At 74.5% G+C, this 21,330-nt stretch carries 22 protein-coding genes; 17 read left to right on the plus strand and 5 right to left on the minus strand.

What is annotated here, in order from left to right; genetic code table 11:
- Nucleotides 1-6: 6 nt before the first annotated feature.
- A complete protein-coding gene (locus tag AB0J53_RS30515) occupies nt 7-1,191 on the plus strand; it encodes a cysteine desulfurase-like protein (RefSeq protein WP_364178885.1) in 1,185 nt (394 codons plus the stop codon).
- On the opposite strand, the gene AB0J53_RS30520 is transcribed toward AB0J53_RS30515, so the two are convergent.
- Nucleotides 1,134-2,108: an AraC family transcriptional regulator gene (locus tag AB0J53_RS30520; RefSeq protein WP_364178887.1), complete on the minus strand. Its 975-nt coding sequence runs from the start codon at nt 2,106-2,108 to the stop codon at nt 1,134-1,136. The genes AB0J53_RS30515 and AB0J53_RS30520 overlap by 58 nt on opposite strands.
- A 71-nt stretch (nt 2,109-2,179) precedes the next feature.
- On the opposite strand from AB0J53_RS30520, the gene AB0J53_RS30525 reads away from it, so the two are divergent.
- Entirely contained in the window at nt 2,180-3,328 is a 1,149-nt protein-coding gene (locus AB0J53_RS30525) for an NAD(P)H-binding protein (RefSeq protein WP_364178889.1), read from the plus strand.
- A 4-nt stretch (nt 3,329-3,332) separates the two neighbouring features.
- On the opposite strand, the gene AB0J53_RS30530 is transcribed toward AB0J53_RS30525, so the two are convergent.
- A complete protein-coding gene (locus tag AB0J53_RS30530; RefSeq protein WP_364178891.1) occupies nt 3,333-3,941 on the minus strand; it encodes a TetR family transcriptional regulator in 609 nt (202 codons plus the stop codon).
- A 64-nt stretch (nt 3,942-4,005) separates the two neighbouring features.
- On the opposite strand from AB0J53_RS30530, the gene AB0J53_RS30535 reads away from it, so the two are divergent.
- From AB0J53_RS30535 to AB0J53_RS30575, 9 genes are all read left to right on the plus strand, one after another.
- The gene (locus AB0J53_RS30535) at nt 4,006-5,985 is read left to right on the plus strand and encodes an ATP-binding domain-containing protein (protein WP_364178893.1); all 1,980 of its coding nucleotides are present in this window, start codon (nt 4,006-4,008) and stop codon (nt 5,983-5,985) included.
- A 29-nt stretch (nt 5,986-6,014) separates the two neighbouring features.
- Nucleotides 6,015-6,236, plus strand: a complete 222-nt coding sequence (locus AB0J53_RS30540) for a hypothetical protein (RefSeq protein WP_364178895.1) — start codon at nt 6,015-6,017, stop codon at nt 6,234-6,236.
- A 12-nt stretch (nt 6,237-6,248) separates the two neighbouring features.
- The gene (locus tag AB0J53_RS30545) at nt 6,249-6,845 is read left to right on the plus strand and encodes a CoA pyrophosphatase (protein WP_357593418.1); all 597 of its coding nucleotides are present in this window, start codon (nt 6,249-6,251) and stop codon (nt 6,843-6,845) included.
- Nucleotides 6,846-6,864: 19 nt separating this feature from the next.
- A complete protein-coding gene (locus AB0J53_RS30550) occupies nt 6,865-7,170 on the plus strand; it encodes a hypothetical protein (protein ID WP_364178897.1) in 306 nt (101 codons plus the stop codon).
- A gap of 320 nt (nt 7,171-7,490) precedes the next feature.
- A complete protein-coding gene (locus tag AB0J53_RS30555) occupies nt 7,491-8,189 on the plus strand; it encodes a lysophospholipid acyltransferase family protein (protein WP_308125890.1) in 699 nt (232 codons plus the stop codon).
- 30 nt (nt 8,190-8,219) lie between these two features.
- Nucleotides 8,220-9,803 carry a penicillin-binding transpeptidase domain-containing protein gene (locus AB0J53_RS30560; RefSeq protein ID WP_364178899.1) on the plus strand — a complete coding sequence of 528 codons (1,584 nt, stop codon included), beginning with the start codon at nt 8,220-8,222 and terminating at the stop codon, nt 9,801-9,803.
- A 120-nt stretch (nt 9,804-9,923) separates the two neighbouring features.
- Nucleotides 9,924-10,712, plus strand: a complete 789-nt coding sequence (locus AB0J53_RS30565) for a protein phosphatase 2C domain-containing protein (RefSeq protein WP_364178901.1) — start codon at nt 9,924-9,926, stop codon at nt 10,710-10,712.
- A 16-nt stretch (nt 10,713-10,728) separates the two neighbouring features.
- Nucleotides 10,729-11,373: a GntR family transcriptional regulator gene (locus AB0J53_RS30570; RefSeq protein ID WP_364178903.1), complete on the plus strand. Its 645-nt coding sequence runs from the start codon at nt 10,729-10,731 to the stop codon at nt 11,371-11,373.
- A 14-nt stretch (nt 11,374-11,387) separates the two neighbouring features.
- Nucleotides 11,388-11,855, plus strand: coding sequence for an OsmC family protein (locus tag AB0J53_RS30575; RefSeq protein ID WP_364178905.1), 468 nt, complete (start codon nt 11,388-11,390; stop codon nt 11,853-11,855).
- 45 nt (nt 11,856-11,900) lie between these two features.
- On the opposite strand, the gene AB0J53_RS30580 is transcribed toward AB0J53_RS30575, so the two are convergent.
- Nucleotides 11,901-12,260, minus strand: coding sequence for a DUF3040 domain-containing protein (locus AB0J53_RS30580; protein WP_364178907.1), 360 nt, complete (start codon nt 12,258-12,260; stop codon nt 11,901-11,903).
- A 134-nt stretch (nt 12,261-12,394) separates the two neighbouring features.
- On the opposite strand from AB0J53_RS30580, the gene AB0J53_RS30585 reads away from it, so the two are divergent.
- A complete protein-coding gene (locus AB0J53_RS30585; RefSeq protein ID WP_364178909.1) occupies nt 12,395-13,438 on the plus strand; it encodes an Rv2578c family radical SAM protein in 1,044 nt (347 codons plus the stop codon).
- 38 nt (nt 13,439-13,476) lie between these two features.
- The gene (locus tag AB0J53_RS30590) at nt 13,477-13,959 is read left to right on the plus strand and encodes an NUDIX domain-containing protein (RefSeq protein ID WP_364178910.1); all 483 of its coding nucleotides are present in this window, start codon (nt 13,477-13,479) and stop codon (nt 13,957-13,959) included.
- Nucleotides 13,960-13,966: 7 nt separating this feature from the next.
- Here the strand turns inward: AB0J53_RS30590 and AB0J53_RS30595 are convergent, their stop codons facing one another.
- Nucleotides 13,967-15,229, minus strand: a complete 1,263-nt coding sequence (locus AB0J53_RS30595; RefSeq protein ID WP_364178912.1) for an MFS transporter — start codon at nt 15,227-15,229, stop codon at nt 13,967-13,969.
- Nucleotides 15,210-15,824, minus strand: a complete 615-nt coding sequence (locus AB0J53_RS30600) for a disulfide bond formation protein DsbA (protein ID WP_364178914.1) — start codon at nt 15,822-15,824, stop codon at nt 15,210-15,212. Before AB0J53_RS30600 ends, AB0J53_RS30595 begins: the two co-directional genes overlap by 20 nt.
- Nucleotides 15,825-15,864: 40 nt before the next feature.
- Here AB0J53_RS30600 and AB0J53_RS30605 point away from each other — a divergent pair, with 40 nt between their 5' ends.
- The 4 genes from AB0J53_RS30605 (at nt 15,865) to AB0J53_RS30620 (ending at nt 21,206) form a co-directional block, all read left to right on the plus strand.
- Nucleotides 15,865-16,353 carry a MarR family transcriptional regulator gene (locus AB0J53_RS30605; protein ID WP_364178916.1) on the plus strand — a complete coding sequence of 163 codons (489 nt, stop codon included), beginning with the start codon at nt 15,865-15,867 and terminating at the stop codon, nt 16,351-16,353.
- Between the two features lie 129 nt (nt 16,354-16,482).
- On the plus strand, nt 16,483-16,605 hold the full coding sequence (locus AB0J53_RS30610) for a hypothetical protein (RefSeq protein WP_281427120.1): 123 nt from the start codon (nt 16,483-16,485) through the stop codon (nt 16,603-16,605).
- Nucleotides 16,606-16,667: 62 nt separating this feature from the next.
- Complete coding sequence (locus AB0J53_RS30615) at nt 16,668-19,784, plus strand: PDZ domain-containing protein (protein WP_357593402.1); 3,117 nt, start codon at nt 16,668-16,670, stop codon at nt 19,782-19,784.
- 186 nt (nt 19,785-19,970) lie between these two features.
- Nucleotides 19,971-21,206: a glycosyltransferase family 4 protein gene (locus AB0J53_RS30620; RefSeq protein WP_364178919.1), complete on the plus strand. Its 1,236-nt coding sequence runs from the start codon at nt 19,971-19,973 to the stop codon at nt 21,204-21,206.
- Nucleotides 21,207-21,330: the final 124 nt, after the last annotated feature.

Genomic DNA, 21,330 nt, shown 5'->3' on the forward strand with positions numbered 1-21,330 from the left:
CACATCATGCCTTTCCCCATCGAAGCTGTACGAGCCGCCTACCCCGCTCTCGCCGACGGCCACGCGTATCTGGACGGCGCCGCCGGCACGCAGGTCCCTCAGCCGGTGATCGACGCCATCGCCGGGGCCTACCGAGGCGGCCTCGGCAACGCGGGAGGGGCGTTCCCCGCCGCCCGCCGCTCCGAGGCGATCGTGGCGGCCTGCCGCCAGGCCGTGGCCGACCTGGTCGGCGGGCACCCGGACGGGGTGATCCTGGGGCCCAACATGACGACGCTCACCTATCGGCTGGCCGGCGCGCTGTCACGCGGGTGGGGCCCCGGCGACGAGGTCGTGCTGTCGCGGCTGGACCACGACGCGAACGTGCGGCCGTGGACGGCGACCGGCGCGACGGTCCGGTGGGCGGAGGTCGATCCGGTGACCGGCGAGCTGCCGGTGGAGCAGTACGCCCGGCTCATCGGGCCGCGCACCCGGCTGGTGGCGGTGACGGCGGCGGGCAACGTGCTCGGCACCCGGCCCGACGTGGCCGCGATCAGCGCGCTGGCGCACGAGGCGGGCGCGCTCACGTACGTCGACGGCGTGCACGCCACCGCGCACGGCCCGGTCGACATGCGGGCGCTCGGCGCCGACTTCTACGCGACCAGCGCCTACAAGTGGTCGGGGCCGCACGTCGGCGCGGTGGTCGCCGATCCGGCGCTGCTGGAGACGATCCGGCCGGACAAGCTGGCCCCCGCGCCGGACACGGTGCCGGACCGGTTCGAGCGCGGCACGGCGCCGTTCGCGGACCTGGCCGGGGTGAGCGCCGCCGTGGACCACCTGGCCGGCCTGGTGCCGGGCACGGGGACGCGGCGCGAGCGGCTGACCGCCTCGCTGGCCGCGGCGGAGGCGCACGAGATGGAGCTGTTCGCGGTGCTGCTGGCGGGCCTGGAGACAATGCCGCACGTCACCCTGTACGGCAAGCCGGCCCGGCGGACGGCCACCGCCTACTTCACCGTCGCCGGGCGCACCCCGCGCCAGGTGGCCGAGCATCTGGCGGCGCGCGGCGTGAACGTGTGGAACGGGCACAACTACGCCTGGGAGCTGACCGGCGTGCTCGGCATCCGCGAGAGCGGCGCGGTGCGGGTCGGGCTGGTCCACTACAACGACCGCTCGGACGTGGACCGGCTGCTGGAAGGGGTGGCCGAGCTGCGGTAGCCGCCGGGCGTCGTGCCGTACCACTGCTTGAACGCCAGGTGGAAGCCCACCGTGGAGCCGTAGCCGACGCGGTGGGCGACGGCGGCGTGCGGGAGCCGGGTGGCGGTGAGCAGCCTGGCGGCCTCGTGCATGCGGCGGGCGGTCAGGTGGCGCATGGGCGTCTCGCCGACGAGCTCGCGGAAGGTCGCGGCGAAGGCCGAGCGGGACAGCCCGGCCTCGGCGGCCAGCGTCTCGACGGTCCACGGCTCGGCGTAGCGGGTCTGCACGGCCAGCAGCGCGGCCCCGACGGCCGGGTGGCGCAGCGCCCGCAGAACGGGCGCACTCCCCGATGTGCCTTCCGGGCCGGGTTCGGGCTCGGCCAGGGCGGCGCGCAGGGCCAGGACGAAGGCGAGCTCGAAGGCGCGCACGGCCACCAGGGGCAGCCCCGGCTCGTCGCCGTCCCACTCCCGCGCCAGCCCGGCCAGCGTGCCCGCGAGCAGCGGCTGCCGGGCGACGGCGGCCCGGCCGAGCACGAGCACGGGCGGCAGCGCCCGGTAGAGCGGCGGGGCGGGCTCGTCGTAGTGCAGGCCGGCGCAGAGCATGGTGGTGGCCGGGCCGTCCCCGTCGATGCGGACGGCGCCGGTCGCGCCGGGGTCGCGGGCGGGCAGCAGGCTCTCCAGGGGGACGGCCGGGCGGCCGGGCGCGTCGGCGAGGCGGTGGGCGGCGCCGTGCGGGAACACGGCCAGGTCCCCGGCGGCGAGCCGGACCGGCGCGGGCAGCCCGGGCAGCTCCACGACGCAGCCGCCGTCCTGGACGTAGTGGATCAGCGCGCATCGCTCCGCCGGGCCGGCCACGCCCCAGGGGGCGCGCACGGTCCAGCGGCTGTGGAAGACGGCCCGCAGGCGCAGAGGTGCGAGAAGCTCGCTCAGCAGATCCATCCGGACGATCCTTAAATATCAGTGGAGGTCGCTTTATCGAGCGTATCGGGGATCGGCGGGAGGCTGGACGCATGAGATTCCTGGTGTTCGGCGCCACGGGCGCGCAGGGGGGCGCGGTGGCGCGCAGGCTGGTCGCGGAGGGGCACGCCGTGCGCGGCTTCGCCCGCACGGAGCGGGTCCCGGACGGGGTGGAGGCGTTCGCGGGCGAGCTGGGGGACGCGGCACGGGTGAAGGCGGCCTTCGACGGCGTCACGCACGCGTCGGTGACGCTGCCGCTGGTGTACGAGCCGGACCTGGTGCGCGCGTACACCCGCAACGTGATCGAGGGGGCGCGGGCGGCCGGGGTGCGGCGGCTGGTGTTCGCCACGGGCAACCGGCTGCCGGACGCCGAGACGGGGGCGGCCGCGTTCGACACGCGGCGGGAGGCGGCGCGGGCGATGCTGGCGTCCGGGCTGCCGGTCGTGGTGCTGCGACCGGCGCTCTACCTGGACAACCTGCTCATGCCGGGCGTGCTGGAGGACGGGGTGCTGCGTTACCCGCTGCCGGGCGACCTGCCGGTGGCGTGGCTGAGCCATGCGGACCTGGGCGCGATCACGGTGGCGGCGCTGACGCGGGACGGACTGGCGGGCGTGGCCGACGCGGGCGGCCCGGAGGCGGTGACGGGGGCCGAGCTGGCCGCAGCCGCCGGGGCCCGCTACGAGGAACTGGACGTGGACGCGTTCGCCGCCGGGCTGGCCGGGGCGCTCGGCGCCGAGGTCGCCCGTGAGGTGGCGGCCACCTACCGCTGGATCGGCGCGGCCCGCCCGGCCGGGCTGTTCGCGGCCGATCCCTGGCACGGCCTGGCGCTGACGCCGCCGCGTGACTGGATGGTCGGCGCGGAGATCGTCCGGCATCACCGGGTGATCGAACGCTGGCTGGCCGGGACGGGCGGGTTCGAGGCGTTCGCGCAGGCGCACGCGCCGGACTTCACGCTGGTCACGCCCGACGGCCAGGCGCTGTCGCGGGAGCGGGTGCTGGCGGAGGTGGCGGCGGCGCGCGGCGCGGACCCGGGGCTGCGCGTGGAGATCCGCGACGCCCGCGTGGTGGCCGCGGCCGGGCCGCTGGTGGTGGCCGCCTACGAGGAGTGGCAGCGCGGGCGGGGCCGCCGGGCGACCGCGGTGCTGCGCCGTGAGGGCGGCGCCCTGCGCTGGGCGCACCTGCACGAGACCTGGATCGGCTGACCTCTCAGGCGGGGCCGGGCTCCAGCAGGCCGAACGCCACCCCGGCGGCGCGTACGGCCTCCGGCTCCAGCTCGGCCAGCGGCACGCCGTCGGCCAGCGCCCGCCAGTTGCGGCGGGCCAGCACCCGCTGGAGGGCGAGCGTCTGCGCGGCCAGCAGGCTCGCGGTCAGCTCGTCGTACGGCCCCGTCAGCGCCTCGGCCAGCGTCCGCTCGTCGTGCTCGACGTACGTGGACACGCGCGCGCCCAGGCTCGGCGTGCCGAACACCATCCGGTGGAAGCCCATCACCTCCGGATGGTCGTTCAGCCCGGTGACGGGGTCGTGGCGGGCCAGGCCGTCGAGGAAGTGGCGGCGCAGGGCCGCGACCGGCGACTCGCCCGGCCCCCGCCCGCGCACCACGCGGGCCGGCTCGCCCCGGTGGTCGGCGATGCGGTGCAGGACCAGGTCCTCCTTGGTCGGGAAGTACTTGAACAGCGTCGGCTTGGACACCTGCGCCGCCGCCGCGATCTCGGTGACCGGCACCTCGTCGAAGCCGCGCGCCAGGAAGAGCCGGATGGCCGCCGAGGAGATGGCCTCACGCACCCGCTGCCGCTGAAGCTCCCGCAGTCCCGTCATGGGCCCACCCTACCAAAGTGTTAACCTGGTTAATCTATTAACCGAGTTAACGCCAGGAGGTGCCATGACCACACTCGACGAGGAGCGCAGGCACATCGAGCGCTGCGCCGCCGGGCTGCGCAGGATGCTCGACGCCGCCCGCGAGAATGTCGTCGTCGGCGAGACCGTCGCCGGCGACCGCTACAGCGCCGAACGGCTCGGCCGCCACCTGAAGAGCCTGGCCAAGCAGCTCGGCGAGGAGCCGGACGGGCCGCCGTTCTTCGGCCGGCTCAACTTCGGGCCGGGCTCGGCCGACCATCCCGGCCGCAGCTACCACCTCGGCAGGCGGCACATCAGCGGCGAGCACGGCGGCCCGCCGGTCGTCGTCGACTGGCGGGCGCCGGTCTCGCGCGCCTTCTACCGGGCGAGCGCCCGCGACCCGCAGGGCGTGGCCGTGCGCCGCCGGTTCGGCTGGTCCGGCACCACGCTCACCTCCTACGAGGACGAGCGGCTCGACCGGGGCGAGGAGCAGCGCGACAGCCGCATCCTGGCCGCCGAGATCGAACGGCCGCGCGTCGGCCCCATGCGCGACATCGTCGCCACCATCCAGCCCGAGCAGGACGACCTGGTCAGGGCCGCCCTGTCCGAGTCGATCTGCGTGCAGGGCGCGCCCGGCACCGGCAAGACCGCCGTCGGCCTGCACCGGGCCGCGTTCCTGCTGTACGCGCACCGCCAGCGGCTGGAACGCGGCGGCGTCCTCGTGCTCGGCCCGAACCGGGCCTTCCTCGGCTACATCTCCGCCGTGCTGCCCGCGCTCGGCGAGATGGACGTCGAGCAGACCACGCTGGAGCGGCTGCTCGCCTCCGTCCCGGTGCGGGCCGCGGACAGCCCGGCCGCCGCGCTGGTCAAGCACGACGCCCGGATGGCCGAGGTGCTGCGCGAGGCCCTGTACGCGCGCGTACGCAAGCCGGTCGAGCCGCTGGCGGTGCCGGACGGCTCGGCCACCTGGCGGGTCGGCGAGGCCGAGCTGCGGCGGATCGTGGACGACACCCGCCGCGACGCGCTGCCGTACCTGACGGGCCGCGAGCGGGTCCGCGCCCGCGTGGTGGAGCTGGTGCGGCGGCAGGCCGAGGCGCGCGGGCTCAGCGCCACCGCCGCCTGGACCCGCAGGACAGGGCGGGCGGTGATGCCGTTCCTGGACGCGGTGTGGCCGGCCGTGCGGCCGGAGGAGGTGCTGTTCGAGGTGCTGAGCGGCCGCTCCCCCGCCACCGCGCTGACGGACGCCGAACGGGCGGCCGTCACCTGGGAGCGCCCGCCGCGCGGCCACCGCGGCGCCCGCTGGACGGAGGCCGACCTGGTGCTGCTCGACGAGCTGGCCGGGCTGCTGGAACGGCCGCGCGGCTACGGCCACGTCATCGTGGACGAGGCGCAGGACCTGTCGCCGATGCAGTGCCGGGCCGTCGCCCGGCGCAGCGAGCACGGCTCGCTCACCGTGCTCGGCGACCTGGCGCAGGGCACCACCCCGTGGGCGGCCCGCTCCTGGGCCCGGCACCTGGAGCTCCTGGGCAAGCCGGACGGCCGGATCGTCGAGCTGACCACCGGCTACCGGGTGCCCGCCACGGTCGTCGAGCTGGCCAACCGGCTGCTGCCCGCGCTCGACGCCGACGTGCCCGTCACCCGCTCGCACCGCTCCGACGGCAGGCTGCGGCTGATCCGCGCCGACCCGCTGGAGAGCGGCGTGACGGCGGCGGCGCGGGAGGCGCTGGAGTTCGAGGGCTCGATCGGCGTGATCGCCGCCGACGACGCCGCCGAGAAGGTCACGGCCGCGCTGTGGGACGACGGGCTCGACGTCGGCGGCCGGCTCGCCGTGGTGGCCGCGTCCACGGCCAAGGGGCTGGAGTACGACCACGTGGTCGTGTGCGAGCCCGCCGCCATCGCCGCGAGCGGGCCGCGCGGGCTCAACCTGCTGTACGTGGCGCTGACCCGGGCGGTGTCGCGGCTGGACGTCGTGCACGCCCTGCCGCTCCCCCGGCCGCTCGACAGCGCCCGGGCCCCGGGTGTGTGATGAGGGTCCCGTCCCTCCGAGGAGCGGCCATGGACGACCCGCTGCGGACCACGCAGGTTCTGTCGATCGCCGGGTTCGGGTGCGCGGCGGTCGCGCTGGTGTTCGTCCCGATCCTGTTCGGCCCGGCCGGGATCGTGCTGGGCCTGGTGGGGCACAGCCAGGGCGAGCGGCTCGGCAGGTGGGCGGCGGTCACGGCCGCCGTCACGACGGCCGCCGGCATGGTTCTCGGCTACCTGCTGCTGCCGGCGTGAGATCCTGCCGGTGTGCTGCCCCCGATCGACGCCCTGCGTGAGCTGATCACCGCCCGGCTCGGCCGCTTCCCCAGGCGGGAGGTGCCGCCCGCCGCGGGCATCCGCCGCGCCGCCGTGACCGTGTGCGTGCTGGAGGACTCCGCGCGCGAGCCGTACACGATCCTCATCAGGAGGGCCCCGCACGGCCGCAACCCCGGCCAGTGGGCGCTGCCGGGCGGCCGGCTCGACGACGGCGAGCGGCCGGTGGAGGCGGCGCTGCGCGAGCTGGCCGAGGAGACGGCGGTGACCGGGGTGGAGGTGGCCGGGCTGCTCGACGACTTCGTCACCGACTCCGGGTTCGTGATCACGCCGGTGGTGGCTTTCGGCGGCGCGCAGCAGCCGGTCGCCGACCCGCGCGAGGTCGCCTCCGTGCACGCCGTGCCGCTGGAGCGCTTCCTCGCGCCGGGCGTGCCGCGCTGGCGCGACGGACTGCTGCAGATGCCGCTCGGGCCGTCGATCGTCGTGCACGCGCCGACCGGGGCCATCCTGTGGCAGTTCGCCGAGGTGGCGCTGCGCGGCCGGGAGACCCGCGTCCTCGACGTCGCCCAGCCCCACTGGACCCGCACCTGATCTCGCTATCCTGCCCGTCATGACGCTCGAGGGCATGGCTTACGGCAAGAGCCACCTGCGCGGCCTGGCCAGGGGCGTGGGCGACATGGAGGAGGCCGTGCGGGACGTGGCCGTCCGCTACGAGCCCGTCACGAAGGCCGTCCGGGTCGCGCTCGGCGCCGACGAGTACGGCGACGCCTACTGGCAGGCCAGGGGCGAGCGGATGGCGGCCATCGGGACCGCGCTGGACCTGCTCTCCGACGCGATGGGCAGGCAGAGCGAGGACCTCGCGCGTTCCAGGGGCAACTACGCGGCCGGCGAGGACGCCAGCACCCTCCGCACCTGAGAACGGCGGGCCGAGGGGAATTCGCGGTGATTCGCGGGAGTTGGGTGGGGGCTGTGAGCTGGGCATCCTTGGCGCCAGCCGGTCGCTGCGGACCAGAAGATGACCCGCTCTTTGGGCCCGGTGGAATACGGGCCGCCGGATGTCCGTTAGCATCGAAAGGCCGATGTGGTCTGTGTCCCCCGGGCCGCAAATTACCGCCTTCACGGAATACCGTTCGGCTGGAGCCGTGTTGTGCACCTCGCCGAGGAGGCGACCGCCACATCGGCCTTAACAGCTTCCCAGGCGCCCCGTCCCCGGACGGGGCGCCTGCCTTATGGTGGGTGGCCGAGCCGACGATCGTCCAGGAGAGCCCGTTGCTATATCAAGTGGTCAAGTTCGCCGCCGCACCCCTCGCCCACGCGATGTGCCGTCCGTACATCTCGGGCGCCGCGCACGTGCCGCGGAGCGGACCGGCGATCCTGGCCGCCAACCATCTCTCGGTGCTCGACTCGTTCCTGCTGCCCGCGCTGCTGCCCCGGCACGTCACGTTCGCGGCCAAGAACGAGTATTTCTCCGGCAACCCGGTCGCCGGCTGGTTCATGCGGCTCGGCGGGAGCCTGCCGACCGACCGGGAGAGCGCGCACGCGGCCCAGGACATGCTCGACGCCGCCGCGGCGCTCCTGGAGCGCGGTGAGCTGTTCGGCATCCACCCGGAGGGCACCCGCTCCCCCGACGGCCGCCTCTACCGAGGCAAGATCGGCGTGGCGTGGCTGGCGCTGAAGACGGGCGCGCCGGTGCTGCCCGTGGCGCTCAGCGGCACCGAGAAGGTGCTGCCGCTCGGCGCCAAGGTGCCGCGGCCGGCCAGGATCGGCATCGCGATCGGCGCGCCGATGACGTTCACCGGCGACCACACCAGGGCCCAGGACCGCCGCCGCGTCACCGACGAGATCATGGCGGCCATCCAGGAGCTGTCCGGCCAGGAGTACGTGCCGACCTACGCGGCCAGCCACAAGGCGGCCATCGGAACCGGAGGGGGCTGACCCGTGGCGCGTGGCCGCACCATCGCGATCGTGTCCGGCGCCACCGTGCTGGCGCTGGGAGCCGCCGGCGGGGGCGCCTACTACCTGCTGCACACCCGCGGCACGCCCGCCGAGACCGCGCAGCGCTTCGCCGCGGCGTGGCAGGCGGGCGACCGGGCCCGGATGAGCGCCGAGCTGGCGGCGCCGCAGGAGCTCGGCGTCTACGACCAGTTCCGGCAGGGGCTCGGCGTGGAGTCCTCGACGATCCAGGTGGGCGCCCCGCGCGAGCGCGACGGCCGCGCCACCGTCCCCTACACCGCCACCCACCGGCTGAAGAACGCCGGAGAGTGGACGTACGAGGGCGAGCTCGCGCTGAAGGTCGCCGACCGCCACTGGAAGGTCGACTGGACGCCCGCCGCCCTGCACCCGCAGCTGACGCCGGGCGCGACGTTCGCGCTCAAGACGTCGTGGCCGGAGCGCGCGGCGATCACCGACGCGGGCGGCGGCCGCATCGACGGCGGCGACGTGGGCGGCTCGGTGCAGCAGCTCGTCGGCTACCTGGACAAGGCGACCAAGAAGGACGTGGCCAAGCTCGGCTCCGCCTACAAGGTGGGCCAGGCGGTCGGCCGGGGCGGGCTCCAGCAGGCGTTCCAGGAGCGGCTGGCCGGCACGCCGACGACCGAGATCCAGGCGGGCGGCAAGACCCTGGAGAAGATCGACGGCACCGACGGCGAGCCGCTGCGCACCACGCTCGACCCCGGCGTGCAGGCCGCCGCCGTCACCGCCGTCAAGGACGTGGACAAGCCCGCCTCGATGGTGGCGATCGAGCCCGGCTCGGGTGAGATCCTGGCCGTGGTCAACAACCGGGGCGGCTTCAACCGGGCGCTCGACGGCCGCTACGCGCCCGGCTCGACGTTCAAGGCCGTCACCGCCATCGGGCTGCTCGCCGACGGGCTGTCGCCGCGCGACACCGTGACGTGCCCCAAGTACGTGACCGTCGGCGGGCTGCGGATCCGCAACTCGGAGAAGGCGGAGTTCGGGTCGCTGTCGTTCTCCGACTCCTTCGCCCACTCGTGCAACACGACGTTCGCGCCGCTGGCCGAGGAGCGGCTGGGGGCGGACAAGCTGCTCCAGACCGCCGAGCTGGTGGGCTTCAACCAGCCGCTGTCGATCGGCGTCCCGGCCACGAAGGCGAGCTTCCCCCGCGCCGAGTCCGACGCGGAGCTGGCCGCCGAGTCGTTCGGCCAGGGCCGGATCACGGCCAGCCCGCTGTCGATGGCGTCGGTGGCCGCCGCGATCGCCGACGGCACCTGGCGCCCGCCGACGCTGGTCCCCGAGCTGAAGCAGAAGGCCGAGGCCCGCAAGCTGCCCGGCGGCGTCACCGAGGCGCTGCACGGCATGATGGCGGCCGTCGTCACCAAGGGCACCGCGAAGTCGGCCGGGCTGCCGTCGGGCACCCGCGGCAAGACGGGCACCGCCGAGTACGGCAGCGGGCCGAAGCTCGACTCGCACGCCTGGTTCATCGGCTTCACCGAGGACGTGGCGTTCGCGGTGGTGGTCGAGGGCGGCGGAGGCGGCGGCAAGGTCGCGGCCCCGATCGCCGCCGACTTCCTGCGCGCCCTCCCGTCCGTGTGACCGCGCGCCCTCCGGGGCGGGTGGCCCGGTAGTCGGTCCGCTCGCGGCGCCGCCGGACGCGCGTCCCCGTCCCGTACGGGCGCTGCGCGCCCGGTGGATCTCCGGTGGAATCCTGGCGGCATGACGGAGATCACGGAGTGCGTCCGGTGCGGCGGCACGGTGGCCCCCGACGGGCACTGCTGGCACTGCGGCGCCGCGCAGCCGGCCTTCCGCGCGCACCTGGAGATCACCGCCGGTCCGGGCGCGGCCGGGGTGAGCGACCGCGGCCTGCGGCGTGAGGTGAACGCCGACGCGATGGCGCTGGCCACGCCGGGCCCGTGGACGGCGGGGGTGGTGTGCGACGGGGTGTCGATGTCGCCGAGGGCGGAACGGGCGGCCCGGGTCGCCGCCGAGACGGGCGTCGCGGCGCTGGCCGCGCTGCTGGCCGTGCCGCTGCTGCCGGAGGAGGCGCTGGCGGCCTCGGCGGTCCGCGCCGGGCGCGCGGTGGCGGCGCTGGCGTCGTCCGTCCGGGCCGCCCCGGCCTGCACGTACGTGGCGGGGATCGCCGGTCCGCAGGGCGTGTGGTGCGCGTGGGTGGGCGACAGCAGGGCGTACTGGCTGCCCGACGAGGGCACGGCGATGGCGCTGACCGAGGACGACGTGGACGGCGACGAGGTGATCACCGCCTGGCTGGGCGCCGACGCGGGCGAGCCCGTGCCGCGCGTGCGCGGCTACCGGCCGCGCGGGCCGGGCCGCCTCCTGCTGTGCACGGACGGGCTGTGGCGATATCTGCCCGACGCGGCGTCGCTGCGGGAGGCGCTGGGGCCGGGCGGCGGCCCGCTGGAGGACGCGCGCCGGCTGGTCCATCACGCGCTCGCCGAGGGCGGGCGGGACAACGTCACCGTTGTTTGCATGCAATGCATGCAATAGCTTAGGGTCAGGTGCCATGCAGAACGACGTGGCACATCGCCGGCTGCGCGAGCTGATCCTCGACGGCACCTATCCGCCGGGCGCGCGCCTGACGGAGCTGGACGCCGCGGCCGCTCTCCAGATGTCGCGCACCCCCGTCCGCGAGGCGCTGCGCGCGCTCGCGGCCCACGGGCTGGTGCGGCCCACCGGCCGGGGCGTGGTCGTGGTCGCCCTCGACCCGGCCGCCCTGGAGGACGCCTATCAGGTACGGGCCGCGCTGGAGGCGCTGACCGCCGAGACCGCCGCCCGCAGGCAGCGCGAGGGCCGCATCGCCCCCGCCGACCTGGCGGCCCTGGACGACCTGGCCACCACCACCGCCGAGGCCACCGACGCCGGACGCATGGCGGAGGCGGTCACGCTCAACCGGCGCTTCCACCGCCGCGTGGCCGAGCTGGCCGGCAACGCCATCGCCCTCGACACGCTGGACCGGGTGTGGGACCAGATCCACGTCTCCACCCTGCGTTCGCTGGCGCCCCCGGCCCGCCACGCGCACGTCAGCGCGCAGCACGACGACCTGCTCGCGGCGATCCGGCGCGGCGACGCCGAGGAGGCCGGCCACGTCGCCCGCCTGCACGTCCTCGACACCCGCGCCAGCGCCGGCGACCCGCCCACCGATCACTGACACGAGGAGCACCCATGTCCCACCTGCACACCTACGCCACCACCGTCACCTGGACCGGCAACCTGGGGACGGGCACCAGCGGCTACCGCGCCTACGACCGCGCCCACGAGCTCACCGCCGACGGCCCGGCGCCCATCGCGGGCAGCTCGGACCCGGCCTTCCGCGGCGACCCCGCCCGCTGGAACCCCGAGCAGCTCCTGCTGGGCGCACTCTCCCAGTGCCACCTGCTGTCCTACCTGCACGTGTGCGCCGTCGCGGGCGTCGTCGTCACCGCGTACGCCGATCACGCCACCGGCATCATGACGCAGACCGCGACCGGCGGGCACTTCACCGAGGCGACGCTGCGCCCGCACGTCACCGTGGCCTCGCCCGACATGGTGGAGGCCGCCGTCCGGCTGCACGAGGACGCGCAGAAGGCGTGCTTCATCGCGAGCTCGGTCAACTTCCCGGTGCACCACGAGCCGACGGTCGAGGTGGGCTGAGAGCGTACGGGCAGACCGCAGGCGGGCCGGGTCCGGCGGCGCGGGTCAGCGGCGGGCGGTGAGCGTGAGCGTTTCGGCGGCGGGCGGGGCGGCCTGGGCGGGCACGGGAACGGGGGCGGGTCGGCTCGCGGAGCCGCCCAGCGCCAGCGCGCCGGCGGCCTCGTGCCGCAGCACCATGATCAGCAGTGTGGTGACCAGCGTGGCGATGAGCAGCCAGCTGACCAGGATGATGACGGTCGACCTGCGGGGCCTGCGGCGCGCCCCGGGTGTCCGTCCGGACCTCTCCTCGCTGCGACGCACCCGCTCGTTGAACGACTCGAGCCGTGCCACGAGTCGCGGATCGTCCTCGACGAGGTGCTGCTCGATCTGGGCCAGCATCCGCTCCTCGTCCTGCGACCAGGCCATGGGTGCACCTCCGGAACGCAAGCTCTGTGCGGGGTTTCCTGCCCAACCATGAAGATCATTAGCCCCGCCCTGACCAGGTAATTGCGACCTCTTTCCATTTGCGATCACCGTCGAACCTTTGTTCTAATCATGGCATGCGCTGGGACAACCTGCGCCTGGCCGACTCCGGCCGGGACGATCCGGCCGCGCCGCTGTTCGCCCGCGGCGCGGTCACCCGCACGTTCGACACGCCCGGATTCCGGGGGATGACCTTCTACGAGATCCAGGCCCGTTCGATCATCAACCGGGTCCCGGCGGCGAGCCGGGTGCCGTTCGAGTTCACGATCAACCCCTACCGGGGCTGCGGCCACCGGTGCGTCTACTGCTTCGCCCGCAAGACCCACGAATACCTCGACCTCGACGCGGGCGCCGACTTCGACTCGAAGATCGTGGTCAAGGTCAACGCGGCCGAGCTGGCCCGCAGGGAGCTGGCCTCGCCGCGCTGGCGGGGGCAGCACGTGGCGATGGGCACCAACGTCGACTGCTACCAGCGCGCCGAGGGCCGCTACCGGCTCATGCGCGGCATCCTGTCGGCGCTGCGCGACGCGGCCAACCCGTTCTCGGTGCTGACCAAGGGCACGCTGATCCTGCGCGACCTCGACCTGCTCACCGAGGCCGCCGAGCGCGCCGAGGTGGGGGCCAACCTGTCGGTGGGGTTCGTCGACGCCGACGTGTGGCGCGCGGTCGAGCCCGGCACCCCCTCGCCCCGGCGCCGCCTGGAGACGTGCGCCACGCTCAACGACAACGGCATCGCGACCGGCGTGCTGATGGCGCCGATCCTGCCCTACCTCACCGACTCCCCCGCCCAGCTCGACCGCACGGTCCGGGAGATCGCCGAGGCGGGCGCGACCCACATCGCGCCCATCGTGCTGCACCTGCGGCCGGGGGCGCGCGAGTGGTGGCTGGCCTGGCTGTCGCGCGAGCACCCTCGGCTCGTCCCGCGCTACCTGGAGCTCTACGGCCGGGGCGCCTACGCGCCCAAGTCCTACCAGGAGCGCGTCACGGCCCAGGTCAGGGCCCTGGCCGAGCGTCACGGCGTGGGCCGCGCCACCCCGGCCACGGCCCGCCGCCTCCCGCCCCGCCCGGCCCCAGGCGGGGCCGCCCCGCGGGCCGCCCCTGAGCAGCTGACCCTCCTGTGAGCCCTTAGGATCAGGCCGTTCACGGCGAAGATCAGTACGTGGAGGTGGGGGGCATCAGCTTCCGGTTGGCGGCGTACGCCGTGTGTGTCGAGGACGGGCGGGTGCTGCTCGCGCGGCACGTGCCGCCCGAGGGCGGGTCCGCGTGGACGCTGCCCGGCGGGCGGGTCGAGCACGGGGAGGACCCGTTCGACGCGGTGATCCGCGAGGTCGCCGAGGAGACCGGCTGCGACGCGGTGGCCGAGCGGCTGCTGGGCGTGGACTCCCGGGTGATCCCCGCCGCCGAGGCCCGCGCGGGCGTCGAGCACCACAACGTCGGCGTCTTCTACCGGGTCCGGATCACGGGCGGGCGGCTGCGGCCCGAGCCCGGCGGCGAGATCGCCGAGTCGGTCTGGACCCCGGTGGCCGGCGTCGCCGGTCTGCGCCGGTCGTCGCTGGTCGACGTGGGCCTCGCGCTGGCCCTGACCCTGCCGCCGACCGGCCACGTCGCCCCCGTCCCGGTCGGCGGGCTGGTCCAGCACTGACCGGCTGTCAGGCCGGGACCTGTTCGGGGTCCGGGCGGGGGTCCGGGTCGAGGGCGTCACGAGGGCTGACGGCGTGGGCCGGGAGGCCGCGTTCGGCGTACAGGAGGATGGCCGCGCCGGACAGGACCGTCACCGCGAGCACCGCCCACAGCAGCCACGGGCCGGCCTCCAGCAGGAACCCGAGCAGCAGCGGCGCGACGGTCCGGCACAGCGACCAGGAGAGCTGGTAGACCGACAGGTACCGGCCGCGCAGGTGCGCGGGGGCGGCCTGGACCGACAGGCTCTGCGCGGGCGCGGAGTGGACGAGCTCCCCGGCGGTGTAGACGGCCGCGACCGCCAGCACGGCGACGATCGCGTACGTGCCGGCCGCGACCTGCGGGAGGACGGCGAAGGCGGCGAAGGAGATCGCGAAGACGAGCGCGCCGAGCGCGGCCCCCCGGGTGCGCCGGCCGCGCAGGGCCAGGCGGGCGGCCGGGACGCCGAGCAGCGCGACAAGCGCGGTGTTGACCGCGAACACGACCCCGGCCAGCGCGCCCGGGAGGCCGACGTCGCGGGTGAGGAAGATCGGCAGGGCGATGGCCTGGGCGGTGTAGCCGAAGGCGATGAGGAAGTTCGCGGCGGTGAGCAGCAGGTAGGGCCGGTCGGCGAGGACGCGGCGGTAGCCCTCCCCCGCCTCCTCGGGGCGCCTGACGCCCCGGCGGGCGGCCGGGATGCGGGTGACCAGCACCGCGGCGACGGCGAAGACGGCGGCCAGGGCGACGGTGGCGGCGGTGTACCCGGCGTCGCCGTCGACGGCGAGGAGGCCCGCCGCGGCCAGGCTGCCGAAGCCCATGCCGCCGTTGCGCAGGCTGCGGTCCCAGGCGAGCAGCCGGTCGCGTTCGGCGCCTTCGGCGAGCTCGCCGATGAGCGCGTGCTGGCCGGGCGAGGAGGCCCACATGCCGACGGCGACGACCAGCGCGACCGCCAGGAACGCCGGGTAGCCGCCGGCGAACGGGTAGGCGGCGAACCCGGCGGCCCGCAGCGCCAGCGCGCCGATCACCACGCGCCGGGCGCCGGCCCGGTCGATGAGGACGCCCACGACCGGCATGAACGCCAGCGCGCACAGCCCGGCGACGGTCAGCCCGGCGCCGATCGCGGTCAGCGACAGGCCGGTGAGCGAGTGGATGAACAGCAGGGTGAGCGGCACGTAGATGCCGTCGCCGATCGACCCGGCCAGGCTCGCGGCGATGAGCCTGCGCGGCGCGACGCGCTCAGGCGAGGTCGAGCGCACCGCGTCCCCGCTTGAGCTCGGCGAAGGCGCGCAGGCCGGCCAGGGTCCGTACGGCGTCGAACAGCCGGCCGGCCGCCTCGCCCGTGGGGGCGGCGGTGAGGACGGGGCCGAAGAACGCGGCGCCGTCCACGGTGACGACGGGCGTGCCGGCCTCCTCGCCGACGGCGTCCTGGGCGGCCTGGTGACTGGCGCGCAGGGCGGCGTCGAACCGGTCGCCGGTGGCGGCTTCGGCCAGCGACGCGGGCAGACCCAGCTCGTCGAGGGCGGCGGCGATGACGGCGGAGTAGTCCTTGTCGCCCGCGCGGTGGATGCGCTCGCCGAGCGCGGTGTAGAGGTCGCGCAGGATCGCGGTGCCGTGCCCGGCCTCGGCAGCGGCGCACACCCGGGCGGGGCCCCAGGCGCGGTCGTTGAACTCCCGGTACCAGGGTTCGAGCTCGCGGTGCTCGTTGAGCACGGACAGGCTCATGATCCGGAAGGTCAGGTCGATCGGCCGGAGGCGTTCGACCTCCAGGAGCCAGCGGGAGGTGACCCAGGCGAAGGGGCAGGCGGGGTCGAAGTAGCAGACGACGGGCACGACGGCCGAGGAATCTTCCATGGAAGATACTTTATCTTCCATGGAAGCTATAATGGAAGCCATGCAGCCAGACGCCATCGCCGCCATGGTCGAGCAGTGGAAACGCGAACGGCCGGACCTCGACACCGCCCCGATGCTCGTCGTCGGCCGCCTCTTCCGGCTCACCGACGCGCTCGACCAGCGGCTGCGGCCGCCCTTCGCCGCCGCCGGGCTGGGCAACGGCGACTTCGACGTGCTCGCCGCGCTCCGGCGCTCCGGCGAGCCCTACACGCTGTCGGCGGGCGAGCTCAGCCGCACGGTCCTGGTCACCACCGGCGCGATCACCAAGCGGGTCGACCGGCTGGAGGCGCGCGGCCTGGTCAGCCGGAGCGTGGCCGAGGGCGACTCGCGCGGCCGGCTGATCACGCTCACCGCCGAGGGCGTGGCGCTGACCGGCGAGCTCATGGCCGCCCACCTGGACAACCAGCGCAGGCTCCTGGCCGGGCTCACCCCGGACGAGCGCGACCGGCTCGCCGCCCTCCTCGAACGGCTCGCCGCCACCCTCGACTGATCGCCGGTGGGCGATAGCCGCCTGAAAGGGTGTCGAAATAGTGGTATGTCGGATTATGGCGATAGATGGGTAGTAACGCCATTGGTTGCGCCAATCCGGCGCTCCTGTCCGTACAGGGGGGAAAACACCATGGCTGACACGAAGAAGAAACCCAGCGCGAAGTCCGGCAAGGGCAAGAAGCAGGCGATCAAGGCGAATCGCCAGGCCAAGGAGACGAAGAAGGAAGCCACCACGCGCCCCGAAGAGGCGTGACGCGGTGACGTGATCAGGCAGCCGGGGTTCCGGCTGCCTGATCGGCTGTTGGGGAGGGCCTCATGTCCGGATATCTGCGCTTCCCCGCGGTGCTGCGGGACGTCGTGGTGTTCGCCGCCGAGGACGACCTGTGGATGGTGTCGGCCGAGGGCGGCCGGGCGTTCCGGCTGACGGCGGGCGTGGCCGAGGCCGGGTATCCGCGCATCTCACCGCGCGGCGACCAGGTCGCGTTCGTGGGGCGGGAGGAGGGGCCCGAGGAGGTGTACGTGCTGCCGACCGGCGGCGGGGCGGCGCGGCGGGTGACGTTCCACGGGGCGCGCTGCACGGTGACCGGGTGGGATCCCGAGGGGCGCATCCTGTACGCCAGCGACCAGGGGCAGCCGTTCGAGGGGCGCAAGTGGCTGCACCGGGTGGAGCCGGGCGGGGTGCCGGAGAGGCTGCCGTACGGCCCGGCGAACTCCATCGCCCACGGGCCCGGCGGCATGATCGTGCTGGGCCGGAACACGGCCGACCCGGCGCGGTGGAAGCGCTACCGGGGCGGCACGGTGGGCGACCTGTGGATCGACCGCGAGGGCGACGGCGAGTTCCGGCGGCTCATCCGGCTGCCGGGCAACCTGGCCTCGCCCTGCTGGAGCGGCGAGCGGGTGTGCTTCCTGTCCGACCACGAGGGCGTCGGCAACGTCTACTCGTGCACGCCCGGTGGCGACGACCTGCGCAAGCACACCCACCACGACGGCTACTACGCGCGCAACCTGTCGAGCGACGGGCACCGGCTCGTCTACCACGCGGGCGCCGACCTGTACCTGCTGGACCCGGGCGAGGAGCCGCGCCGGCTGCGGGTGTCGCTGGCCAGCACGCGCACGCAGCGCAACCGCCGCTTCGTCGACGCCGCCGACTACCTCGACCACGCCACGCTCAGCCCGGACGGCAGCGCGCTGGCCGTCACCGCGCGCGGCAAGGCGTACGGGATGGCGGGCTGGGAGGGGCCGGTGCGGCAGTACGGGGAGCCGGACGGGGTCCGCTACCGGTTCCTCACCTGGCTGAACGACGGCAGCCGCCTGATCGCCGCCGCCAGCGGTGACGGCGACGAGGAGGAGCTGGTCGTCCTGCACGGCAGCGACCGGACGGGCGGCGGGGGCGCACGGCCGGTGGCGCGGCTGGGGCGGATCACCGCGCTGGCGCCCGACCCGGCCCATGACCGGGTGGCCGTCACCAACCACCGGCACGAGCTGCACCTGGTGGACCTGGCGGCGGGCCGTACCGTGCTGGTGGAGGCCAACCCGCACGGCGCGCCCGAGGACCCGGCGTGGTCGCACGACGGCGAGTGGCTCGCGTACGCCGGGCCGCTCAACGCGCAGACCACCGCGATCAAGCTGTACCACCCCGGCACGGCCCGCACGGTGACGGCCACCGAGCCGCTGCTGCGCGACTCGCGGCCGAGCTTCGACCCCGAGGGCCGCTACCTGTACTTCATCGGCCAGCGGGTCTTCTCCCCCGCCTACGACCAGCTCCAGTTCGACCTGTGCTTCCCGCTGGGCACCCGCCCGTACGCGGTGGCGCTGCGCGCGGACGCGGCCGACCCGTTCGTGCCGGAGCCGAGGCCGCTGCACGCCAAGGACGACGAGGACGCCGAGCCGGAGCCGGTGCGGGTCGACGAGGACGGGCTGGCGCGGCGCGTCACCGCGTTCCCGCTGCCGGAGGGCCGCTACGAGCGGGTGGCCGGGCTCAAGGGCAAGGCGCTCGTGCTGGCCGGCCCGCTCCAGGGCGACAGCAAGCTGCTGCTGTACGACTTCGCCAAGGGAGAGGCCGAGACGTTCGCCGAGGGGGTGGCGGACTTCGAGCTGGGCCGCGACCACCGCACGCTGCTCTACCGCACGACGGGCGAGCGGCTGCGGGTGGTGAAGGCGGGCGAGCAGCCGGGCGACGACGACACGCCGGGGCGCGAGAGCGGCTGGATCGACCTGTCGCGGATCAGGGTGTCGGTGTGCCCGGAGGCGGAGTGGCGGCAGATGTTCCGCGAGGCGTGGCGGCTGCAGCGCGAGCACTTCTGGACCGAGGACATGGCGGGCGTCGACTGGCCGGCCGTGTACGACCGCTACCGGCCGCTGGTGGAGCGGGTGACGACCCGGGGCGAGTTCTCCGACCTGCTGTGGGAGCTGCACGGCGAACTGGCCACCAGCCACGCCTACGAGAGCGGCGGCGAGTACCGGCCCGGCCCCGACTACAGCCAGGGCAAGCTGGGCGTCGACTGGGAGCACCATGACGGCGTCTACCACATCCGCGCCATCGTCACCGGCGACCCGTGGGACCCGCGCGCGACCTCACCGCTGAACCGGCTCGGCCTGGACGTGCGGCCCGGCGACGCGGTGCTGGCGATCAACGGGGCGCCGATCGGCGCGGCGGCCACCCCGAACGAGCGGCTGGTCAACCAGGCCGGGGAGGAGGTGGAGCTGACGCTGCGGCGCGGCGAGCGGGTGTTCGCGGTGACGGTGCGGGCGATCGCCGACGAGCGGCCGGCCCGCTACCGCGACTGGGTGAACCTCAACCGGGCGCGCTGCCACCAGCGTTCCGGCGGCCGGATCGGCTACCTGCACGTGCCGGACATGGGGCGGGCCGGGTTCGCCGAGTTCCACCGGGGATTCCTGGCCGAGTACGACCGGCACGCGCTGATCGTGGACGTGCGCTTCAACGGCGGCGGGAACGTGTCGGCGCTGCTGCTGGAGAAGCTGGCCCGGCGCCGCCTGGGCTACGACTACCCGCGCTGGGGCGACCCCGAGCCGTACCCGCCGGAGTCGCCGCGCGGCCCGCTGGTGGCGATCACGAACGAGTGGGCGGGCTCCGACGGCGACATCTTCAGCCACACCTTCAAGCTGCTCGGGCTCGGCCCGCTGGTGGGCAAGCGGACGTGGGGCGGGGTGATCGGCATCTGGCCGCGGCACACGCTGGCCGACGGGACGGTGACGACGCAGCCGGAGTTCTCCTTCGCCTTCGACGACGTGGGCTGGCAGGTGGAGAACTACGGCACCGACCCGGACATCGAGGTGGACATCACCCCGCAGGACTACGCGGCGGGCGTGGACCGGCAGCTGGAGAAGGCGATCGAAGTGGCGCTCGACCTGCTGGAGAAGGGGCCGGTGCACACGCCTGATCCATCGCATAGACCGCGGATGCAACCTTAATACCCCCTATGGCGTCTAAAGATCATAGAAGTGGATAGCGCCACGGGGATGGACGGTGCAGACCACTCGCTCGACACACTGCCGGTGGTGAGATCCGCTCTCGCCGCCGGCCTGGCGTTTGACCGTATTGTCGGCTGATCGGGGGTTCTACAGGTGCGCGGACTGGCGCGTAAAGGCAAATCGGCGATGGCCCGCCTGTATCGGGGCTACAACCAGCGCAAGGCACGGCATGCGCCACCGCCGTCCACCCGGCGCATCAGGATCCTCCTGCTGCACGCCAACGGGATGGGCGGCACCATCAAGACCGTGTTCAACCTGGCGGGCTACCTGGCCGAACGGCACGAGGTGGAGATCGTCAGCATCCTGCGCGAGGCCGAGGAGCCGTTCTTCCCCATCGACCCGCGGGTGCGTTTAACGTATCTGGACGACCGGCTGAACCCCGGGCCCGACCCGGTGCGCACGCTGCTGTCGAAGCGGCCCAGCAAGCTCATCCCCGAGGAGGAGAGCGCCTACCACCGCTTCAACCTGTGGACCGACCTCAAGCTCGCGCGCTTCATCCGCTCCCTCGACAGCGGCGTGCTGATGGCCACCCGGCCGGGCCTGAACCTGGCCGTCGCCCAGCTCGCGCTGCCCAGCGTGATCACGATCGGCCAGGAGCACGTGGCGCTGCGCACCCAGCCCGAATCGGTGCAGAAGCTCATCAAGTGGCGCTACCGGCGGCTGGACGCGCTCGTCTCGCTGACCAAGGCCGATCAGCGCGACTACCGCGAGGCCCTGCCCAAGGGCCCCAAGCTCGCCCGCATCCCGAACGGCGTGCCGCCGATGGCCGGCGACCTGGCCAAGCTGGACGCCAAGGTGGCGATCGCGATCGGCCGGATGACCCGCATCAAGGGCTTCCACCGGCTCATCACCGCCTGGGAGCAGGTGGCCGAGGCGCATCCCGACTGGCAGCTGCGCATCCTGGGCGCCGGCCCGCAGGAGCCCAAGCTGCGCGAGCAGATCGCCGAGGCGGGGCTGGAGGGCAAGGTCGTGCTGCCCGGCCCCACCGCCGACGTCGGCGCGGAGCTGGAGAAGGCGTCGATCTACGTGATGAGCTCGCGGCACGAGGGCTTCTCGATGACGCTCCTGGAGGCGATGACCAAGGGCCTGGCGATCGTCAGCTTCAACAGCCCGCACGGGCCGAAGGAGATGCTGACCGACGAGGTCGACGCGGTCATGGTCAAGCCGCGCACCAACGCCAACCTGGCCGCCGCCATCAACCGGGTGATCGAGGACGAGCCGCTGCGCCGCCGCCTGGCCGCCGGCGGGCTGGAGACGGTCCGGGCCTACGACATCGACGCGGTCGGGCAGCAGTGGGACACCCTGCTGGACGACCTGCTGGCGCGCCGCGAACGGGCCGCGCTCAAAGCCCGGAACCGGTGAGCTCCACCGGCTCGGCCCGCCGGTGAGCCGGGGATCACCTCGACCACCCGCAGCGCGCTGTCCTGCCCGGTGCTCCGGCGCAGCGGCTCCGGCAGCGGGGCGGGCGAGGTGACCAGGCCGAGGA

The sequence above is a fragment of the Nonomuraea sp. NPDC049725 genome (genome assembly GCF_040674795.1).
Lineage (GTDB): Bacteria > Actinomycetota > Actinomycetes > Streptosporangiales > Streptosporangiaceae > Nonomuraea > Nonomuraea ceibae.

Coding starts and splice junctions, on each gene's coding strand:
- AB0J53_RS30515 (WP_364178885.1), top strand. CDS start 7: ATGCCTTTCCCCATCGAAGCTGTACGAGCCGCCTACCCCGCTCTCGCC.
- AB0J53_RS30520 (WP_364178887.1), bottom strand. CDS start 2,108: ATGGATCTGCTGAGCGAGCTTCTCGCACCTCTGCGCCTGCGGGCCGTC.
- AB0J53_RS30525 (WP_364178889.1), top strand. CDS start 2,180: ATGAGATTCCTGGTGTTCGGCGCCACGGGCGCGCAGGGGGGCGCGGTG.
- AB0J53_RS30530 (WP_364178891.1), bottom strand. CDS start 3,941: ATGACGGGACTGCGGGAGCTTCAGCGGCAGCGGGTGCGTGAGGCCATC.
- AB0J53_RS30535 (WP_364178893.1), top strand. CDS start 4,006: ATGACCACACTCGACGAGGAGCGCAGGCACATCGAGCGCTGCGCCGCC.
- AB0J53_RS30540 (WP_364178895.1), top strand. CDS start 6,015: ATGGACGACCCGCTGCGGACCACGCAGGTTCTGTCGATCGCCGGGTTC.
- AB0J53_RS30550 (WP_364178897.1), top strand. CDS start 6,865: ATGACGCTCGAGGGCATGGCTTACGGCAAGAGCCACCTGCGCGGCCTG.
- AB0J53_RS30565 (WP_364178901.1), top strand. CDS start 9,924: ATGACGGAGATCACGGAGTGCGTCCGGTGCGGCGGCACGGTGGCCCCC.
- AB0J53_RS30570 (WP_364178903.1), top strand. CDS start 10,729: ATGCAGAACGACGTGGCACATCGCCGGCTGCGCGAGCTGATCCTCGAC.
- AB0J53_RS30575 (WP_364178905.1), top strand. CDS start 11,388: ATGTCCCACCTGCACACCTACGCCACCACCGTCACCTGGACCGGCAAC.
- AB0J53_RS30580 (WP_364178907.1), bottom strand. CDS start 12,260: ATGGCCTGGTCGCAGGACGAGGAGCGGATGCTGGCCCAGATCGAGCAG.
- AB0J53_RS30585 (WP_364178909.1), top strand. CDS start 12,395: ATGCGCTGGGACAACCTGCGCCTGGCCGACTCCGGCCGGGACGATCCG.
- AB0J53_RS30600 (WP_364178914.1), bottom strand. CDS start 15,824: ATGGAAGATTCCTCGGCCGTCGTGCCCGTCGTCTGCTACTTCGACCCC.
- AB0J53_RS30605 (WP_364178916.1), top strand. CDS start 15,865: ATGCAGCCAGACGCCATCGCCGCCATGGTCGAGCAGTGGAAACGCGAA.
- AB0J53_RS30610 (WP_281427120.1), top strand. CDS start 16,483: ATGGCTGACACGAAGAAGAAACCCAGCGCGAAGTCCGGCAAGGGCAAG.
- AB0J53_RS30615 (WP_357593402.1), top strand. CDS start 16,668: ATGTCCGGATATCTGCGCTTCCCCGCGGTGCTGCGGGACGTCGTGGTG.
- AB0J53_RS30620 (WP_364178919.1), top strand. CDS start 19,971: ATGGCCCGCCTGTATCGGGGCTACAACCAGCGCAAGGCACGGCATGCG.